Annotated in this window: 15 protein-coding genes; 10 read left to right on the top strand and 5 right to left on the bottom strand. The window is 62.8% G+C overall.

Features of this window, described 5'->3' with window-relative positions; translation table 11 throughout:
* The first annotated feature begins 1 nt into the window (after position 1).
* The 8 genes from ABKF58_RS00830 to sucD all read left to right on the top strand — a co-directional run bounded on the left by ABKF58_RS00830 (position 2) and on the right by sucD (position 10,581).
* Positions 2 to 706 carry a succinate dehydrogenase iron-sulfur subunit gene (locus tag ABKF58_RS00830; protein WP_008953139.1) on the top strand — a complete coding sequence of 235 codons (705 nt, stop codon included), beginning with the start codon at positions 2 to 4 and terminating at the stop codon, positions 704 to 706.
* Positions 703 to 951 carry an FAD assembly factor SdhE gene (locus ABKF58_RS00825; protein WP_482583055.1) on the top strand — a complete coding sequence of 83 codons (249 nt, stop codon included), beginning with the start codon at positions 703 to 705 and terminating at the stop codon, positions 949 to 951. The genes ABKF58_RS00830 and ABKF58_RS00825 overlap by 4 nt, the downstream gene beginning before the upstream one ends.
* A gap of 59 nt (positions 952 to 1,010) precedes the next feature.
* Positions 1,011 to 2,300 carry a citrate synthase gene (gene gltA, locus ABKF58_RS00820; protein ID WP_008953137.1) on the top strand — a complete coding sequence of 430 codons (1,290 nt, stop codon included), beginning with the start codon at positions 1,011 to 1,013 and terminating at the stop codon, positions 2,298 to 2,300.
* A 217-nt stretch (positions 2,301 to 2,517) separates the two neighbouring features.
* A complete protein-coding gene (locus ABKF58_RS00815) occupies positions 2,518 to 5,346 on the top strand; it encodes a 2-oxoglutarate dehydrogenase E1 component (RefSeq protein WP_482583054.1) in 2,829 nt (942 codons plus the stop codon).
* Between the two features lie 55 nt (positions 5,347 to 5,401).
* Positions 5,402 to 6,655 (top strand): 2-oxoglutarate dehydrogenase complex dihydrolipoyllysine-residue succinyltransferase, encoded by a 1,254-nt coding sequence (gene odhB, locus ABKF58_RS00810; RefSeq protein WP_008953135.1) that lies wholly within the window; start codon positions 5,402 to 5,404, stop codon positions 6,653 to 6,655.
* Positions 6,656 to 6,785: 130 nt separating this feature from the next.
* Positions 6,786 to 8,219 carry a dihydrolipoyl dehydrogenase gene (lpdA, locus tag ABKF58_RS00805; RefSeq protein ID WP_482583053.1) on the top strand — a complete coding sequence of 478 codons (1,434 nt, stop codon included), beginning with the start codon at positions 6,786 to 6,788 and terminating at the stop codon, positions 8,217 to 8,219.
* A 280-nt stretch (positions 8,220 to 8,499) separates the two neighbouring features.
* Entirely contained in the window at positions 8,500 to 9,669 is a 1,170-nt protein-coding gene (gene sucC, locus ABKF58_RS00800) for an ADP-forming succinate--CoA ligase subunit beta (protein ID WP_482583052.1), read from the top strand.
* A 27-nt stretch (positions 9,670 to 9,696) separates the two neighbouring features.
* Positions 9,697 to 10,581: a succinate--CoA ligase subunit alpha gene (gene sucD, locus ABKF58_RS00795; protein ID WP_008953132.1), complete on the top strand. Its 885-nt coding sequence runs from the start codon at positions 9,697 to 9,699 to the stop codon at positions 10,579 to 10,581.
* Between the two features lie 212 nt (positions 10,582 to 10,793).
* On the opposite strand, the gene ABKF58_RS00790 is transcribed toward sucD, so the two are convergent.
* On the bottom strand, positions 10,794 to 11,555 hold the full coding sequence (locus ABKF58_RS00790; RefSeq protein ID WP_482583051.1) for a sulfite exporter TauE/SafE family protein: 762 nt from the start codon (positions 11,553 to 11,555) through the stop codon (positions 10,794 to 10,796).
* A 145-nt stretch (positions 11,556 to 11,700) separates the two neighbouring features.
* Between ABKF58_RS00790 and ABKF58_RS00785 the strand changes: the two genes are divergently transcribed.
* On the top strand, positions 11,701 to 12,606 hold the full coding sequence (locus ABKF58_RS00785) for a LysR family transcriptional regulator (RefSeq protein ID WP_482583050.1): 906 nt from the start codon (positions 11,701 to 11,703) through the stop codon (positions 12,604 to 12,606).
* A 99-nt stretch (positions 12,607 to 12,705) separates the two neighbouring features.
* On the opposite strand, the gene ABKF58_RS00780 is transcribed toward ABKF58_RS00785, so the two are convergent.
* The 4 genes from ABKF58_RS00780 to ABKF58_RS00765 form a co-directional block, all read right to left on the bottom strand.
* Positions 12,706 to 13,149, bottom strand: a complete 444-nt coding sequence (locus tag ABKF58_RS00780) for an LEA/WHy family protein (RefSeq protein ID WP_482583049.1) — start codon at positions 13,147 to 13,149, stop codon at positions 12,706 to 12,708.
* A 13-nt stretch (positions 13,150 to 13,162) separates the two neighbouring features.
* On the bottom strand, positions 13,163 to 14,053 hold the full coding sequence (locus ABKF58_RS00775) for a LysR substrate-binding domain-containing protein (RefSeq protein ID WP_482583048.1): 891 nt from the start codon (positions 14,051 to 14,053) through the stop codon (positions 13,163 to 13,165).
* 493 nt (positions 14,054 to 14,546) lie between these two features.
* Positions 14,547 to 15,203 carry a YiaD family glycine zipper/OmpA-like lipoprotein gene (locus tag ABKF58_RS00770; RefSeq protein ID WP_482583047.1) on the bottom strand — a complete coding sequence of 219 codons (657 nt, stop codon included), beginning with the start codon at positions 15,201 to 15,203 and terminating at the stop codon, positions 14,547 to 14,549.
* 246 nt (positions 15,204 to 15,449) lie between these two features.
* Positions 15,450 to 17,234 carry an ABC transporter ATP-binding protein gene (locus tag ABKF58_RS00765; protein WP_482583046.1) on the bottom strand — a complete coding sequence of 595 codons (1,785 nt, stop codon included), beginning with the start codon at positions 17,232 to 17,234 and terminating at the stop codon, positions 15,450 to 15,452.
* Positions 17,235 to 17,312: 78 nt separating this feature from the next.
* Between ABKF58_RS00765 and ABKF58_RS00760 the strand changes: the two genes are divergently transcribed.
* A complete protein-coding gene (locus ABKF58_RS00760; RefSeq protein ID WP_008953125.1) occupies positions 17,313 to 17,801 on the top strand; it encodes an acyl-CoA thioesterase in 489 nt (162 codons plus the stop codon).
* Positions 17,802 to 17,821: the final 20 nt, after the last annotated feature.

The raw sequence follows: 17,821 nt of genomic DNA, 5'->3' as shown, positions 1-17,821 counted from the left end.
CATGAAGAAAATGCGTTTTTCCATTTACCGCTACGATCCGGACAAGGACGCCAAGCCGTACATGCAGGATTACGAGGTCGAAATCGGCCCGAACGACGTGAAACTGCTGGACGTCATCGTGAAGCTGAAGACCATGGACGACACCCTGTCGTTCCGCCGCTCCTGCCGCGAAGGCATTTGCGGTTCCGACGCCATGAACATCAACGGCAAGAACGGCCTGGCCTGCATCACCGATATCGCCGACCTGGCGGAACCGATCACGCTGCGTCCGTTGCCTGGCCTGCCGGTGATCCGCGACCTGATCGTGGACATGACCCAGTTCTTCAAGCAGTACCACTCGATCAAGCCGTACGTGGTCAACGACAGCCCGCGTCCTGAGCGCGAGCGCCTGCAGTCGCCGGAAGACCGCAAGGAGCTGGACGGCCTGTATGAATGTATCCTGTGCGCGTGCTGCTCGACGTCGTGTCCGTCGTTCTGGTGGAACCCGGACAAGTTCGTCGGTCCGGCCGGCCTGCTGGCCGCCTACCGTTTCATTGCGGATACCCGCGACGAAGCGACCAGCGAGCGTCTGGATAACCTGGAAGATCCGTACCGCCTGTTCCGTTGCCACTCCATCATGAACTGTGTCGACGTCTGCCCGAAGGGTCTCAACCCGACCAAGGCGATCGGCAAGATCAAGGATCTGATGGTAAGGCGTGCGGTATGACCGACTTTGATCCGGTCGAACTGAAACGGATCCGTTGGCATTCCCGTCGGGGGCTCTTGGAGCTGGATCTGGTGCTGGAGCGGTTCCTCGCCCAGCGCTTCGATTCGCTCTCCCCGGCGGAGATGTCCGCCTACAAGGCGCTCCTCGAACTGCCTGATAATGATTTTCTGGATGTCGTCAACGGCAAGACGGACCTCAACGACCCCGCCATCATGCAGATCGTGGAGATCCTGAGGGCGATCTGACGGCCGGCCTGCAAGGCGCACCGATTACAACGACCATAAACCAGACTGGGAGAATTGCTGTGGAAAGCAACCGTAAAGTGACGCTCACTTACAACGAAGGAAAAGACGCTCTGGAACTGCCGGTGCTGGAAGGCACGCTGGGTCCGGACGTGGTGGACATCCGTTCTTTTGGCAAGACCGGGATGTTTACCTTTGACCCGGGTTTCCTGGCGACCGCCAGCTGCGAATCCAAGATCACGTTCATTGACGGTGACCTGGGCCAGCTGTACTACCGCGGTTACCCGATCGAGCAACTGGCCGAGAAGAGCGACTACCTGGAAGTCTGCTACCTGCTGCTGAACGGCGAACTGCCGACCGCCGAGCAGAAGGCCGATTTCGACCGCAAGGTGTTGCGTCACAACATGCTGCACGATCAGATCCTGACCGTGTTCAAGGGCTTCCGCCGCGATGCTCACCCGATGGCGGTAATGGTTGGTGTGGTCGGTGCCTTGTCGGCGTTCTACCACGATTCGCTGGACATCAACGACGCGCACCACCGCGAAGTGTCGGCGCATCGCCTGATCGCCAAGATCCCGAACATCGCTGCTCAGGCCTTCCGCTACAACAAGGGTCTGCCGTTCTCCTATCCGAAGAACGGCCTGTCCTACGCCGAGAACTTCCTGCACATGATGTTCTCGACCCCGTGCGAAGAGTACAAGGTGAACCCGATTACCGCCCGCGCGCTGGACCGCATCTTCACCCTGCACGCCGACCACGAGCAGAACGCGTCGACCTCGACCGTGCGTCTGGCCGGTTCGTCTGGTGCCAACCCGTTCGCGTGTATTGCCGCCGGTATCGCCTGCCTGTGGGGTCCGTCCCACGGTGGTGCCAACGAAGCCGTGCTGAAGATGCTGGACGAGATCGGCAGCGTGGACAACGTGGCCGACTTCATGCAGGGCGTGAAGGACAAGCGCTACAAGCTGATGGGCTTCGGCCACCGCGTGTACAAGAACATGGACCCGCGCGCCAAGATCATGAAGCAGACCTGCGACGAAGTGCTGAACGAACTGGGTCTGCACAACGACCCGAAGTTCAAGCTGGCCATGGAGCTGGAGAAGATCGCTCTGTCCGATCCGTACTTCATTGAGCGCAAGCTGTACCCGAACGTGGACTTCTACTCGGGTATCGTGCTGTCGGCCATCGGCATTCCGGTGTCGATGTTCACCCCGATCTTCGCGCTGGCACGTACCGTGGGCTGGATCAGCCACTGGAACGAGATGATCTCCGATCCGCAGCAGAAGATCGGCCGTCCGCGCCAGCTGTACACCGGCGCAGAACGTCGCGATTACATCGCGGTCGAACAGCGCTGAGTCATCGCTAGGTGAGAAGTTGGCCGAAGCTTCCTTCGGCCAACTTTTCTTCCGCGGGGTGAAAATTCCGTAGCAACGTGGCGACACGAGCCTTGCGGCAATGGAGATCGGTGCACCGATGCGCCATTTCCCCAGTGCTTTTGTAACGTCAGCGGCACCGGGCGTTGCAGGTCTAACCGAGCAACACAGCAACACAGACAAAATAAAGGGTCGAACAATGATGCAATCCATGTACAGTCATTCCTACCTGTTCGGTGGGAATGCACCGTTCATCGAGGAGCTGTACGAACAGTACCTCGCGGATCCGAACGGGGTGTCGAGCGAGTGGCGCAGCTACTTCGACAAGCTGGCACAGGCCCCGGGCGCCGCCGAGCGTGACGTGCCGCACCAGCCTATCCAGGAATCCTTCATCCAGCTGGCCAAGAAGCCGGCACTGGGCCAGCGCAGCAGCGCGGCCACGGATTGGGAGTCGATGCAGAAGCAGGTCGCCGTGCTCAAGCTGATCTCGGCCTACCGCGTGCTCGGCTCGCGCCAGGCCAACCTCGATCCGCTCAAGCGCATGGATCAGGCCACCATCCGCGAGCTCGATCCGGCCACGCACGGCCTGACCGACGCCGACATGGCGGTGCTGTTCAACGCCGGCTCGCTGGTCGGCCCGAAGAAACTGCCGCTGTCCGAAATTCTGGCCCGTCTGAAGCAGACCTACTGCGGCAACATCGGCCTCGAGTACATGCACATCACCACCTCGACCGAAAAGCACTGGGTGCAGACGCGCTTCGAGGGGGACCTGTCGACGCCGCGTTACGACAGCGACAAGAAAAAGCGCATCTTCAAGCAGATCACGGCTGCCGAGACGCTGGAGCGTTACCTGCACACCCGTTACGTGGGCCAGAAGCGCTTCTCGCTGGAAGGCGGCGAATCCACCATCGCCGCGCTGGATCACCTGATCCAGAGCGGCACCAGCCAGGGCGTGCAGGAACTGATCATCGGCATGGCCCACCGTGGTCGTCTGAATGTGCTGGTGAACACGCTGGGCAAGCTGCCGCGCGACCTGTTCGCCGAGTTCGAAGGCAAGGCCATGACGCAACTGGCCTCCGGCGACGTGAAGTACCACATGGGCTTCTCCAGCGACATCCCGACCGCCGATGGTCCGATGCACGTCTCGCTGGCGTTCAACCCGTCGCACCTGGAAATCGTCAACCCGGTGGTGGAAGGTTCGGTTCGTGCCCGTCAGGATCGCCGCAAGGACAGCGCCCGCAAGCAGGTGGTTCCGGTGCTGATCCACGGTGACTCGGCCTTCGCCGGCCTAGGCGTCAACCAGGGGACCTTCAACCTGTCGCAGACGCGCGGCTACGGTACCGGCGGCACCATCCACATCATCATCAACAACCAAGTCGGCTTCACTACCTCCGACACCCGCGACATGCGCTCCACGCTGTACTGTACCGACGTGGCGAAGATGGTCGAAGCACCGATCTTCCACGTCAACGGCGACGACCCGGAAGCAGTGTGCTACGTGATGCAGGCGGCGCTCGACTACCGCATGACCTTCCAGAAGGACGTGGTGATCGATCTGGTGTGCTACCGCAAGCTGGGCCACAACGAGGGCGATGACCCGTTCCTGACCCAGCCGATGATGTACAAAAAGATCGCCAAGCATGCCGGCGTGCGTGCCATGTACGCCGAACGCCTGGTGGCCGAAGGCGTGTTGAGCGCGGAAGAGGCGGACGGTTTCATCCGCGCCTACCGTGACGCGCTGGACAAGGGCGAGCACGTCGAGCAGACCGTGCTGACCAACTATCGCCGCGAACACGCGCTGGACTGGACCCCGTACCTGGGCACCCACTGGGCTCACCCGACCGACACCTCGCTGCCGCTGGCCGATATCCAGCGCCTGACCGAGAAGTTCACCACGGTACCGGAAGGCTTCAAGCCGCATCCGACGGTGCAGAAGGTGCTGAATGCCCGCGTCGCCATGGCCGCTGGCGAGCAGCCGGTCGACTGGGGCATGGCGGAAACGGTGGCGTATGCTTCGCTCGTGACCAACGGCTTCGGCGTGCGTCTGTCCGGTGAAGACTCCGGTCGCGGCACCTTCTCGCATCGTCATGCCGTACTGCACGATCAGAACCGCGAGCGTTGGGACCAAGGCTCTTACGTGCCGCTGCGTAACATGTCCGACAACCAGGGCGAGTTCCTGGTGATCGACTCGATCCTGAACGAAGAAGCGGTAATGGCCTACGAATACGGCTATTCCTGCACCGCTCCGGATCAGCTGGTGATCTGGGAAGCCCAGTTCGGCGACTTCGCCAACGGCGCCCAGGTGGCCATCGACCAGTTCATCACCTCCGGCGAAACCAAGTGGGGTCGTCTGTCTGGCCTGACCACCATCCTGCCGCACGGCTACGACGGTCAGGGCCCGGAGCACTCTTCCGCCCGTCTGGAGCGCTGGCTGCAACTGTGTGCCGAGCACAACATCCAGATCGTGATGCCGTCCGAAGCTGCACAGATGTTCCACGTGCTGCGCCGCCAGGTGCTGCGCCCGTATCGCAAGCCGCTGGTGATCTTCCTGTCCAAGCGCCTGCTGCGCTACAAGGACGCGATGAGCCCGGTCGAGACCCTGACCCAGGGTTCGTTCCGCCCGGTGATCGGCGACGCCGGCATCCAGGATCCGAAGAAGGTGAAGCGCGTGCTGCTGTGCGCCGGCCAGGTGTATTACGACCTGGTCAACGCCCGCAAGGAGCGTGAGCTGGAGCAGGACATCGCCATCGTGCGCATCGAGCAGCTCTATCCGTTCCCGACCGAGCAGGTCGCCGCCGAACTGGCCAAGTTCCCGGCGCTGAAAGAAGTCATGTGGGTGCAGGAAGAGCCGCGCAACCAGGGCGCCTGGTACCAGATCCGCCATCGTCTCGAGGGCCTTCTGGGCGCCAAGCAGACGCTGTCATTCGCCGGCCGCCCGTCGTCCGCCTCGCCCGCCGTTGGCTACATGAGCAAACACGTTGCCCAGCTCAAGGACTTCCTTGACGAAGCAATGACGCTGAACAAATAACACACCCTGACAGTGCACACGGGGGAGGGCTCCCCCGTCAACGGAGAAGACAATAATGTTGATCGAAGTGAAAGTTCCTCAGCTGCCGGAATCGGTTTCCGAAGCCACCCTGATGACGTGGCACAAAAAGGTCGGCGAGTTCGTCAACCGCGACGAAAACCTGATCGATCTGGAAACCGACAAGGTCGTGCTGGAACTGCCGGCTCCGCAAGCCGGCGTCATCGTGAAACTGATCGAGCAAGACGGCGCCACGGTGACCTCGGGCCAACTGATTGCCCAGATCGACACCGAAGCCAAGGCGGGTGAGGCTGCTCCGGCTGCCGCTGCTGCGGCCCCTGCGGCTGCAGCTCCGACCGCTGCTGCCGCGGCACCGGGTGGCGCGGCCATGCCGTCCGCCGCCAAGCTGGCCGCCGAAGCCGGCGTGAACCTGGCCGACGTGAGCGGCTCCGGCCGTGACGGCCGTATCCTGAAGGAAGATGTGGCTGCCGCTGCTGCCAAGCCGGCTGCCGCTCCGGCCCAGTCCGGCCCGGTAGTGGCTCCGACCGCTCCGGCTGCCGGTGTCGCTCTGGCCTCCACCCCGGCCGTGAACGTGGCCAGCCTGACCTCCGGTCGTCCGGAACAGCGCGTGCCGATGTCGCGTCTGCGCCAGCGTGTGGCTGAGCGCCTGGTGCTCTCCCAGCAGACCAACGCCATCCTGACCACGTTCAACGAAGTGAACATGAAGCCGGTGATGGACTTGCGCAACAAGTACAAGGACCGCTTCGAGAAGGAACACGGCATCAAACTGGGCTTCATGGGCTTCTTCGTGAAGGCTGCCGTGGCCGCGTTGAAGAAATACCCGATCGTGAATGCCTCGGTCGACGGCAACGACATCATCTATCACGGTTACTTCGACATCGGCGTGGCCGTGGGCAGCCCGCGCGGCTTGGTGGTGCCGGTGATCCGTAACGCTGACCAACTCTCCCTGGCCGAGATCGAGAAGCAGATCGCCGACTTCGGCAAGCGTGCCCAGGAAGGCAAGCTGACCGTGGAAGAGCTGACCGGCGGTACCTTCACCATCTCCAACGGCGGTACCTTCGGTTCGATGATGTCGACCCCGATCATCAACCCGCCGCAGTCCGCGATCCTCGGCATGCACGCTACCAAGGAGCGTGCTGTGGTCGAGAACGGCCAGGTGGTGGTGCGCCCGATGATGTACCTGGCGCAGTCCTACGACCACCGCATCATCGACGGCCGCGAAGCCGTGCTGAGCCTGGTGGCGATCAAGGACGCGATCGAAGATCCGGCCCGCCTGATCCTCGACCTGTAAGGTCTTGCCTGCCCGGGATCGAGCGTTCCCGGGCATTACGAATGTGCGTCGCCGTTTCTTGCAGAGACGGCGACACGGAGCCGGCCCTGGCAGTCTGTTTGGACCGGCCTCCGCGAAACAGGGGAATTCAATGAGTCAGCAGTTTGACGTCGTCGTCATCGGCGGCGGCCCCGGCGGCTACGTGGCCGCCATTCGCGCAGCGCAGTTGGGCTTCAACACCGCTTGCGTCGACGCCTACAAGAATCCGGAAGGCAAGCCTTCCCTCGGTGGTACCTGCCTGAACGTAGGCTGCATCCCGTCCAAGGCCCTGCTGCAGTCGTCGGAAAACTTCCACGCCGTGCAGCACGACTTTGCCAAGCACGGCATCACGGTGGACGGCGCCAAGATGGACGTCGCCGAGATGCTCAAGCGCAAGGACGGCATCATCACCAAGAACGCCGGCGGTATCGCTTTCCTGTTCAAGAAGAACAAGGTTGCGAACATCCACGGCCTGGCCAGCCTGAAAGGCCGCCAGGGCGAGCGCTGGGTGATCGAGGTCAGCGACAGCGGTGCCGTGGTGGATACCCTGGAAGCCACCCACGTCATCATCGCCACCGGTTCCAACCCGCGTCAGCTGCCGGGCCTGCCGGTCGACAACCAGCTGGTGCTGGACAACGCCGGTGCCCTGGCGCTGAGCGCCACGCCGAAGCGCCTGGGTGTGATCGGCGCCGGCGTGATCGGCCTGGAAATGGGCTCGGTATGGAAGCGTCTGGGCGCCGAGGTGACCATCCTCGAAGCGATGCCGACCTTCCTCGCCGCCGCCGACCAGCAGATCGCCAAGGAAGCCTTCAAGACGCTGACCAAGGACACCGGTCTCGACATCAAGCTGGGCGTGAAGATCGGCGAGATCAAGACCGCGGCCGACAGCGTCACCGTCAACTACGAGCTGAACGGTGAAGCCTTCAGCGCCGAATTCGACAAGCTGATCGTGTCGATCGGCCGCGTGCCGAACACCGCCGGTCTGGGCGGCGAGAGCGTCGGTCTGCAGATGGACGAGCGTGGCTTCGTGGTGGTGGATGACCACTGCCATACCAACCTGCCGAACATCTGGGCCATCGGCGACGTGGTGCGCGGCCCGATGCTGGCGCACAAGGCGTCGGAAGAGGGTGTGGCCGTGGCCGAGCGCATCGCCGGCCAGAAGCCGCACGTCGACTTCGGCGTGATTCCGTGGGTGATCTACACCTCGCCGGAAATCGCCTGGGTCGGCAAGACCGAAGAGCAGCTCAAGGCCGAAGGCATCGAGTACAAGAAAGGCACGTCCGGCTTCGCGGCCAACGGCCGCGCGCTCGGCCTCGGCCAGGCGCAAGGTACCGTCAAGATCCTGGCTTGCGCCAAGACCGACCGCATCCTCGGCCTGCACATGATCGGCCCGATGGTGTCCGAGCTGGTCACCGAAGGCGTGGTGTCGATGGAGTTCAAGGCGGCCAGCGAAGACCTGGCACGCATCGTCCACGCCCATCCGTCGCTGTCCGAAGTGGTACATGAGGCGGCGCTGGCGGCAGACAAGCGCGCGCTGCACGGCTAAAACGGCTTTCAGCCGGCGACGGTGTCAAGACGCTGTTGCGCGCACGGCGGGCGGATTTTATATTCGCTCAGCGCTTCGGAACCCTTATGTACTTGATGTACATTCCGGTTGCTGCGCTCCGAGCGCCTCGTCTTGTCTCTGCTCGCCGAGTCTGAACTCTCGTCTTGCGCTGGATTGATTGACCCATCCGCCCGTGATGCGGGCGGTAAATTTGCAGAATCCCAGGCATAGCAAGGTTGGCCGAAAGGCCTGCCGACTATCCACCGAAAGGAAACCATAGATGAACCTGCACGAATACCAAGCGAAAGAGCTGCTGGCCAAGTACGGCCTGCCGGTGCAACAAGGCATTCTGGCTCACACGCCGGAAGAAGCCGCCGCTGCTTACGACAAGCTGGGTGGCAAGTTTGCCGTTGTGAAGGCCCAGGTCCACGCCGGTGGCCGTGGCAAGGCCGGTGGCGTGAAAGTGGTGAAGAGCCGCGAAGAAGCCGCCGAAGTCGCCAAAACCCTGATCGGCACCAATCTGGTGACCTATCAGACCGACGCGGCCGGTCAGCCGGTCAACAGCGTGCTGGTGTGCGAAGACATGTACCCGGTACAGCGCGAACTGTACCTGGGCGCCGTGGTTGACCGCGGTTCCCAGCGCGTGGTGTTCATGGTTTCCACCGAAGGCGGCGTGGAAATCGAGAAGGTCGCCGAAGAAACCCCGGAAAAGATCATCAAGGTCGAAGTGAACCCGCTGGTCGGCATGCAGCCGTTCCAGGCGCGCGATTGCGCGTTTGCCCTGGGCCTCTCCGGCAAGCAGGTTGGCGAATTCACCAAGCTGATGCTGGGCGCCTACGAAGCCTTCGTGGCCAACGATTTCGCGCTGTTCGAAGTGAACCCGCTGGCGCTGCGTGAAAACGGCGAACTGGCTTGCGTCGACGGCAAGATCAACCTCGACTCCAACGCCCTGTACCGTCACCCGGAACTGCTGGCCCAGCGCGACAAGTCGCAGGAAAACGAACGCGAAGTGAAGGCTTCCGAGTTCGACCTGAACTACGTAGCCCTGGAAGGCAACATCGGCTGCATGGTGAACGGTGCAGGTCTGGCGATGGCCACCATGGACATCATCAAGCTGAAGGGCGGCCAGCCGGCCAACTTCCTGGACGTGGGCGGTGGCGCCACCAAGGAGCGCGTGATCGAGGCGTTCAAGCTGATCCTGGCCGATACCTCGGTGAAGGGCGTGCTGATCAACATCTTCGGCGGTATCGTGCGTTGCGACATGATTGCCGAGGCGATCATTGCTGCCGTGAAGGAAGTGAATGTGACAGTGCCGGTTGTTGTGCGCCTGGAAGGCAACAACGCCGAGCTGGGCGCCAAGATCCTGGACGAATCCGGTCTGAAGCTGACCTCCGCCCAGGGCCTGAACGACGCAGCCGAGAAGATCGTTGCTGCCGTCGCTGCCCTCTAATCACCTGCACCGCATAAGGATTTCAAAATGAGCGTATTGGTCAACAAAGATACGAAAGTGCTGGTGCAAGGTTTCACCGGCAAGAACGGGACTTTCCACGCAGAACAAGCGCTGAAGGTCGGCACCAAGGTCGTTGGTGGCGTGACCCCGGGTAAGGGCGGTTCCGAGCACCTGGGCCTGCCGGTGTTCAACACCATGAAGGATGCCGTACGCCAGACCCAGGCTGACGCCTCGGTGATCTACGTACCGGCAGCATTTGCCAAGGACTCCATCCTGGAAGCCGTGGACGCCGGCGTGAAGCTGATCGTCTGCATCACCGAAGGCGTGCCGACCCTCGACATGCTGTACGTGAAGAAAGCCGTCGACGAAGCCGGCATCCGCCTGATCGGCCCGAACTGCCCCGGCATCATCACCCCGGGCGAGTGCAAGATCGGCATCATGCCGTGGCACATCCACAACCCGGGCCGTATCGGCATCGTGTCTCGCTCCGGCACCCTGACCTACGAAGCCGTGGCGCAGACCACCGCCCTGGGCCTGGGTCAGTCCACGTGTATCGGTATCGGCGGCGACCCGATCCCGGGCACCAGCCACATCGACGCGCTGAAGCTGTTCCAGGACGATCCGGACACCGACGCCATCGTGATGATCGGTGAAATCGGCGGTTCCGCCGAAGAGGAAGCGGCCGAGTTCGCCAAGGCCTACGTGACCAAGCCGGTTGTGGGTTACATCGCCGGCGTTACCGCGCCGAAGGGCAAGCGCATGGGCCATGCCGGTGCCATCATCTCCGGCGGCAAGGGTACCGCCGAAGAGAAGTTCAAGGCTTTTGAGCAAGCTGGCATCGCCTACACCCGCAGCCCGGCCGAAATCGGCAAGACCATGTTCGAACTGCTGAAAAGCAAGGGCATGATCTAAGTCGTCACGACTGCCAGATCCAAGCAAAACGCCACCGGAGACGGTGGCGTTTTTTTATGGAAAAACGAAACCGGCGGGCTGGCCGCCGGCTCTTCTTTTCTAGATGGATTTTCCGGCCCTGCCGTGTCTGCCGCCGCAGGATGTCTATCCGCTTGCCAGGGGCTGCGTGGCCGGGAGCCGGCGAGGTCATGGCAAGGGCCGGAAGACGGGGGTCAAGTCTTGATCATGTCGTAGCCGAGCTTGACGATCAGGATGGCTAGCAGGCACAGGAACAGCGTGCGGATGAACGCGGTGCCGCGTTTCATGGCGATGCGGGTTCCGACCCAAGCCCCCACCATGTTGCTCAGTGCCATCGGAGCGGCGACGCCATACAGCACCTTGCCGGTGGGGACAAAAAAACACAGTGCGGCAATGTTGGTGGCCAGGTTCACCAGTTTGGCGGAGGCGGAAGCCTGCAGGAAGTCGAAGGCAAAGCAGCGGATGAACAGAAAGATCAGGAAGCTGCCGGTGCCAGGGCCGAATAGTCCGTCATAAAAGCCGATCGCCCCGCCGACCAGCAGCGACAGCAGACGCTCGCGCCAGCCTACCGAGAGCGGGCGCCGCACCGCGCCGAAGTCCTTCTTGAAAAAGGTATAGAGCGCCATGGCGACGATGAGCACCAGTACCAGCGGGCGCAGCACCGCCGTCGGTACCGCCGATACGGCGGCGGCGCCCAGGAACGCCATGGCAAAGGCGCTGAAGGCGGCTGGCAGCACCAGGCTCCAGGGAATCGCTACTCTGCCGATGAAGGAGCGGGCCGCGAGCGAGGTGCCGCAGGCCGACGCCAGCTTGTTGGTACCGAGCAGTGTGGCGGACGGCACGGCAGGCAGGATGTTGAACAACGCCGGAATCTGGATCAGGCCGCCACCACCGACGGCGGCATCGATCAGTCCGGCACAGAAGGCAAAACCGCATAGCAAGGTCAAGGTCAGCATGGTATCGCTCTGAACGAGGTGATGGCATGGCCCTGGCGGCAAGATGCCAGCAACCGATTGGCGGCGAGTATAGAAGAGCAGCCCGGATTATGTTGCAATATCGTGTTGCGTTAATTGCAATGAGAGAGGGCCGATGCAGCTACCCTTGCTGTGGGAAATCAGTGTGTTCTGTACCGTGGCTGAAAAGCGCAGCTTTGTCGCCGCCGCCCGGCTGCTGGGGCGCTCTCCCAGCGCCGTGACGCGGGCGATTCAGGCCTTGGAATACGAGGTCGGCAGTACTCTGCTGCAGCGCTCGCAGAAATTGGTAAGCCTGACCGCGGCGGGGGAGAGTTATTACACCTACGCCAGGCAGATGCTGGATTTGCAGGTGGAAGCTCAGGAGGAACTGGCCGGCCTCGGCGCGGCGGCGCAGGGCTGGATACGGTGTGCCGCACCGGAAAACCTCGCCATCGGCGTGTTGCCGGGGGTGATCGCCGAGTTCGCCACCCAGCACCCCGATGTGCGCATCGATGTGCGTTTCAGTGACGAACTGCTGGACCCGATCCGGGAAAAGCTGGATTTTGCGATACGCGGGGCATTTCCCCAAGACAGCGAACTGATCGGTTTCCCCTTGTGGGATTACCGCCGTCATCTGTTCGCCAGCCCGGACTACATTCGCCGGCGTGGGCTACCGGTATTGCCCGACGAACTGGTGGAGCATGAGCTTATCGTGCACACGGCGCCTCGCATCCTCAAGGACTGGTATTTCGTCTCGGAGGGGAGGCAGTTCCGCAGCAAGGTAGAGCCCCGCTACCGTTTCAATTCGGGCGTCGCGGTGCATCAGGCGGCGCGGCATGGCGTGGGGATTGCCCGATTGGCCAGCTGGCTGGCGGCGCCGGCGGTCAAGGAGGGGACTCTCGTCAAAGTCTGCCCGGATTATCGGGTGACCTCTTCCCGTGGCCAGGATCCGCAAATGCATGCTGTCTATGCGACCAGCGGGCAGCCCAGGCGGGTTCGGCTGTTTCTGGAGTCGCTGCGCGCCTGGGCGAGCAAGGCGGACTCTCTCTTGTAAAGCCTGGCTCGCCCGTCTTTCACGGGAAGGCGCCGCGCTGGAGGGCGGGAGCGCTGCTGCCAGGAGGGGCAAGCCCCGGTCTCCTGGCGCCAGCCTTGTTCAATGCGGGCGGCTCCATTCGCCCTTGCTGCTGAACGGCAGCGTGCCCAGGCCGTTTATATCTTGCAGCTGGCCGTTGATTTCATAGTCGAGCGTGCTGTCCGGGTGTTCAAGCAGGCGACCGACCTGTTTCAGCCAGTGGCGGGTGCTGGTGTGCAACTCGACCTTGACCAGGCTTTCGCTCAGCGCCGCGACCTGGATCGCCTGGGGGCTGACCCCGCGTGCCAGTTTCTCGCCGCCGACGGCGACGTCGAATACCAGCCCTTTCGCCGAGAGGGCGTAGTTGTTCGGGTTCTGCAGCCGCAGGGTAAGGGTGAAGGTCTGCTCGAACAGCGTGCTCTTGCCGGGCTCGATGTCGGCGATCGACACCTGCGGCTTTTGCCAGGAGAGAGTCGAACAGGCAGCCAGCAGCAGGCTGAGCAGCAGCAGTTTCAGGGTTTTCATCGTGCTTCCTCGTCTATTCCAGGCTACCCAGCATGTCGCGCGACATCTGGATCCAGGCACGCGCGGCGTGTGAGAGATAGACATCCTTTTGCCAGATCAGTGCCAGGTGCCAGATGATCTCCTTCTCGTCGAGCGGGATGACGTCGAAGGGACGCCCGTACAACCGGGCCGCCACGCTTTCCGGCAGCAGCGCGATGCCGAGGCGGGCTTCCACCATGGCGGCGATGAAGTCCCAGTGGGCACTGCGTCCGGCGATATGGATGGTTTTGCCCAGGCGACGAAAGCCTTGGCTGACCAGGGTGGAGAGCGAGAAGTCTTCGGGGTAGAACACGATCGGCTCGTCGGCGATGTCGGCGAGCTTGATGTTGCGTTGGCTGTGCCAGCGCGACTGGTCCGGGGCCACCAGGCACAGGCGGTCACGCACGAAGCTGAAGGTATTGAACACCTGGCGATCGACCGGCAGCACCGCTACGCCGATTTCCAGCTGGCCGGAACGGATGTTGCTCTCGATCGAGCGCGCACCGTATTCGACCATCTTCAGTTCGACGTTGGGGTAGTGAGCGCGGAACGAGCTGACCACCGGCGCGAAGAAGGCGCCGCCGACCATCGGTGGCAGGCCGACGATGAGCTCGCCGCGGGTCAGCGCCGAGAGGTCCGACAGCTCGGTTTTCAGGCGGCTCATGGCGGCCAGCACATCTTGTCCGCGCTCGTAGGCGACCTTGCCGGCGTCGCTCAGCTGGAAGCTGCGTCCCTCGCGGATGATCAGCGGCACGCCGAGTTCTTCTTCCAGGTGCTTGACCATCTTGCTGATGGTCGGCTGGGTCACGAACAGGGCATCGGCGGCGCGGGTAAAACTTTGACGGCGCACTACTTCAATGAAATAACGCAGCGCTTTGATGTCCATGTTGGTGCATTCCGTTAGTGAATGGTAACGATAATTTTAATTCATTTCTAGAATGGATTACGGCTCACTATACTACGAGCTCTCCCTGTGTGTTGTGTGTGTTGTGCAGCAGGAGGGTGTGTGGGGTCGGCGCGGAAGACTGTCGCTGATCTTCCTCCTTGCTGTGAGTCGATACCTGCCAGCGCTGTTGCCCTTCTGGGGCATGCTTCAGCCGGGCACAGCCTGGCAAGGTTAGACTTGAACGAATATTGTTCTGGCCCCATGTTTGGGGACAGGACGGGTGGCATAGCCACCCTGGATCTGTGCATTGCCGCCTTGCGGTAGTGTGGTCAGGTTCCGCAGGGCGCTGCTTTGCGGGCGTTTTATTGTAGTTCCTCCATTACTGAGCGTTTTTAAGGCCGACTATTCGTCGGCCTTTTTTTTGCCCGCCGCTGGCGAAAACAAAAAACCGGAGGACACGCCTCCGGTTGGATTGTCATGCCGGGTGCGGCGATCAGCTGGCTTTTGGGTTGATCAGGATTTCCACACGGCGGTTCTTGGCGCGGCCTTCGGCCGTGGCGTTGCTGGCGATCGGCTGGTTCTGGCCGTAGCCGACAGGGTTGATACGGCTGCCGGCGACGCCACGCGATTGCAGGAAGCCCGCGACGGACTGGGCACGGCGCTGCGACAGCGTCTGGTTGTAGGCCGCGTTGCCGGTGTTGTCGGTGTGCCCGGCGACGGTGATGGTGGTATCCGGGTACTGGGTCAGCACGTTGGAGACATCGGTCAGCGCCGTGCGTACGGAAGGCTGCAGCTCGGCGCTGTTGACGGCAAAGGTGATGTTGTCCGGCATGGTCAGCTTGATCTGGTCGCCGACGCGGTCGACGCCGACCTGGGTGTTGGCCAGCTTGTCGCGCAGCTGTTTTTCCTGGTAGTCCATGTAGGCGCCCACGCCGGCGCCGACGATGCCGCAGCCCAGCGCCGCGTTGCGTGCGCCCTTGCTGCCGTGGGTGGCGGCACCGGCAATGCCACAGGCGGCGGCGGCGCCGAGGCCGTACATGGCGGTCTTGCTCATCTGGCTTTGGCCGGTCTGCGGGTTGGTGGTGCAGGCGGCGAGGCCGACGCTCAGGGCGACGGCGGCGGTGAGCAGGGTTTTCGAGTGTTTGAACATGAGTGCCTCCACGGAGTAACAGTCGGGAATCGGGACAGGCGTGCGCGTGGCGTGACCTGGGGGTGATGGCAGGGTGGGTGCAGCCGCTAGCACGGGACGACCGGCTTGCCGCGGCGCTGCCTGGGGCCAACTTGGGCGGGATTATAGACGCAGGGTTGCCGTGAATCCCGGCGTCTTAACAATTGTTAAACAATCACTTGATTAGCGTAACCCGGGCGCGAGCCGCGCCTGGGCCCTGGCCCGGACTCAGACCAGGCTCGGCGGACTGTCGAGAACGGAGCGCTCGCCGGTCTGCAGCCGCCACAGCGCAGCGTAGCTGCCGTTTTGCGCCAGCAGACTGTCGTGGGTGCCGGACTCGACGATGGTGCCGTGCTCCATGACGTGGATGCAGTGGGCGTGGCGTACGGTGGACAGGCGGTGGGCGATCACCAGGGTGGTGCGGGTACGCGAGATGACGTCGAGTGAGCGCTGGATGGCGGCCTCGGTTTCGTTGTCCACCGCGCTGGTGGCCTCGTCCAGCACCAGTACTGGCGGATTCTTCAGGATGGCGCGCGCCAAGGCCAGGCGCTGGCGCTGGCCGCCCGACAGTTTCTGGCCGCGCTCGCCGATCTGGGTGTCGTAGCCCTGCGGCAGGCGTTCGATGTAATCGTGTGCTTCCGCCGCCTTGGCGGCGGCCACGATCGCCTCGCGGCTGACCTGGCCCAGGCCGTAGCCGATGTTGTCGGCCACGCTGCCGTCGGTCAGGAACACGTCCTGGCTGACGTAGCCGATGGCGCGGCGCAGGTCGGTCAGGTCGAGCTGCTGGATGTCGTGACCGTCGAGGCGGATCTGTCCGGCCTGGGGCTGGTAGAAGCGCAGCAGCAGTTTCACCAGCGTGCTCTTACCGGAGCCAGTGGCGCCGACGAAGGCGACGGTCTGGCCGGGCTCGATGGTGAGCGTGACGTCCTGCAGCGTGGGGGCGTCGGCGTAGGCGAAGGATAGTGCGTCGAATTCCAGCCGTCCGGCGACGTGTTCCGCTGCGAGATGACGGCCCTCGTAGGGGATGGTCTGGGGCGTGGCCAGCACCCCCAGCACGCGCTCGATCGAGGCCATCGAGCGCTGGTATAGGTCGGCGATGTCGGCAAGCCCGGTAAGCGGCCACAGCAGGCGCTGGGTCAGGTAGACCAGCACCGAGTAGCTGCCGACACCGATTTCGCCGTGGGTCGCCATCCAGCCGCCGTAGACCAGGGTGGCGACGAAGCCCGCCAGGATGGCCATGCGGATCACCGGGGTGATGGCGGCCGAGAGCTGGATGGCGCGCGCGTTGGTGCGGCGGTAATGCTCGCTGGCGTCGTGAATGTGGGCGGCTTCGAACTCTTCGGCGGTGAAGGCCTTGATGGTGGCGATGCCGAGCAGGTTGTTGTTGAGGCGGCCGTTGATGACGCCGGCGGCCTCGCGCACCTCGGCGTAGCGCGGCGCGAGGCGGCGCTGGAACCAGAAGGTGCCGTACAGGATCAGCGGCACCGGCAGGAGCGAGATCAGCGCCAGTTTGGGTGCCAGCAGGAAGAATACCGCGCCGACCATCAGCGAGGAGCAGAACACCTGGATGATGCTGTTGGCGCCGCCGTTGAGAAAGCGCTCCATCTGGTTGATGTCGTCGTTGAGGATGGCCATCAGCTTGCCGGTGCTCTTGTTCTCGAAGTAGGCGAGTGGCAGCTTCTGTACATGGCGGTAGGCCTCCAGCCGTAGTGCGTGCTGCAGGCTTTGTGCCAGGTTGCGCCACTTGACCTCGTACAGGAACTGGAACAACGATTCGCCGCCCCAGATCAGCACCGTCAGCAAGCCCAGCAGCAGCAACTGCTGCATGGTGTCGGTGATGCCGAAGCGTGCCAGGAACGAAGCTTGCTTGTTGACCACCACGTCGACGGCGACGCCGATCAGCACCTCGGGCAGGATGTCGAAGAACTTGTTGAGCACCGAGTACAGTGCGGCGAGGCGGGCATCCCGCCGGTACTGGCGCGCGTAGTCGAACAGTCGCGAAAGGGCGTTCATGGTATCGTCCGGGGAGCGGTAGACAGCGATTCTACTGCAGTACATAACAGATAGATAATGACCCAGGGAACACAGAAAATGACTGAAACGAGCAATCATCCGACGCAGCGCGAGCTGGTGATGTCGGTACTGATGATGCCCGATATGGCGAACTTCTCCGGCAATGTGCACGGCGGCGTGCTGCTGAAGCTGCTGGACCAGGTGGCCTACGCCTGTGCCAGCCGCTACGCCGGCTGCTACGTGGTGACGCTGTCGGTGGACCAGGTATTGTTCAAGCAGCCGATCCACGTCGGCGAGCTGGTGACGTTCTACGCCAGCGTCAACCACGTCGGCCGTACCTCGATGGAAGTCGGCATCAAGGTGGTGGCCGAAGACATCCAGCAGCGTACGGTGCGTCACACCAACAGTTGTTACTTCACCATGGTGGCGATGGAGCAGGGCAAGCCGGCGGCGGTGCCGGCGCTGTCGCTCGATACCGAGACCCATCGCAAGCGCTTCCGCGACGCGGAGATCCGCAAGCGCATGCGCATGGAGGCCGAGGCGCGCATGAACGAAGCGTTGTCCTGAGCAAGACTGAAAACCAGAGG

Source organism: Pseudogulbenkiania sp. AW2-16 (assembly GCF_056824575.1).
This window is presented reverse-complemented; position numbering and strand designations above follow the sequence as displayed.

Excerpts from the sequence above, each read along its gene's own strand:
- odhB (WP_008953135.1), top strand. The coding sequence starts at position 5,402 with ATGTTGATCGAAGTGAAAGTTCCTCAGCTGCCGGAATCGGTTTCCGAA.
- ABKF58_RS00790 (WP_482583051.1), bottom strand. The coding sequence starts at position 11,555 with ATGCTGACCTTGACCTTGCTATGCGGTTTTGCCTTCTGTGCCGGACTG.
- ABKF58_RS00780 (WP_482583049.1), bottom strand. The coding sequence starts at position 13,149 with ATGAAAACCCTGAAACTGCTGCTGCTCAGCCTGCTGCTGGCTGCCTGT.
- sucD (WP_008953132.1), top strand. The coding sequence starts at position 9,697 with ATGAGCGTATTGGTCAACAAAGATACGAAAGTGCTGGTGCAAGGTTTC.
- ABKF58_RS00825 (WP_482583055.1), top strand. The coding sequence starts at position 703 with ATGACCGACTTTGATCCGGTCGAACTGAAACGGATCCGTTGGCATTCC.
- ABKF58_RS00765 (WP_482583046.1), bottom strand. The coding sequence starts at position 17,234 with ATGAACGCCCTTTCGCGACTGTTCGACTACGCGCGCCAGTACCGGCGG.
- lpdA (WP_482583053.1), top strand. The coding sequence starts at position 6,786 with ATGAGTCAGCAGTTTGACGTCGTCGTCATCGGCGGCGGCCCCGGCGGC.
- ABKF58_RS00815 (WP_482583054.1), top strand. The coding sequence starts at position 2,518 with ATGATGCAATCCATGTACAGTCATTCCTACCTGTTCGGTGGGAATGCA.
- ABKF58_RS00770 (WP_482583047.1), bottom strand. The coding sequence starts at position 15,203 with ATGTTCAAACACTCGAAAACCCTGCTCACCGCCGCCGTCGCCCTGAGC.
- ABKF58_RS00775 (WP_482583048.1), bottom strand. The coding sequence starts at position 14,053 with ATGGACATCAAAGCGCTGCGTTATTTCATTGAAGTAGTGCGCCGTCAA.
- ABKF58_RS00830 (WP_008953139.1), top strand. The coding sequence starts at position 2 with ATGAAGAAAATGCGTTTTTCCATTTACCGCTACGATCCGGACAAGGAC.
- sucC (WP_482583052.1), top strand. The coding sequence starts at position 8,500 with ATGAACCTGCACGAATACCAAGCGAAAGAGCTGCTGGCCAAGTACGGC.
- ABKF58_RS00760 (WP_008953125.1), top strand. The coding sequence starts at position 17,313 with ATGACTGAAACGAGCAATCATCCGACGCAGCGCGAGCTGGTGATGTCG.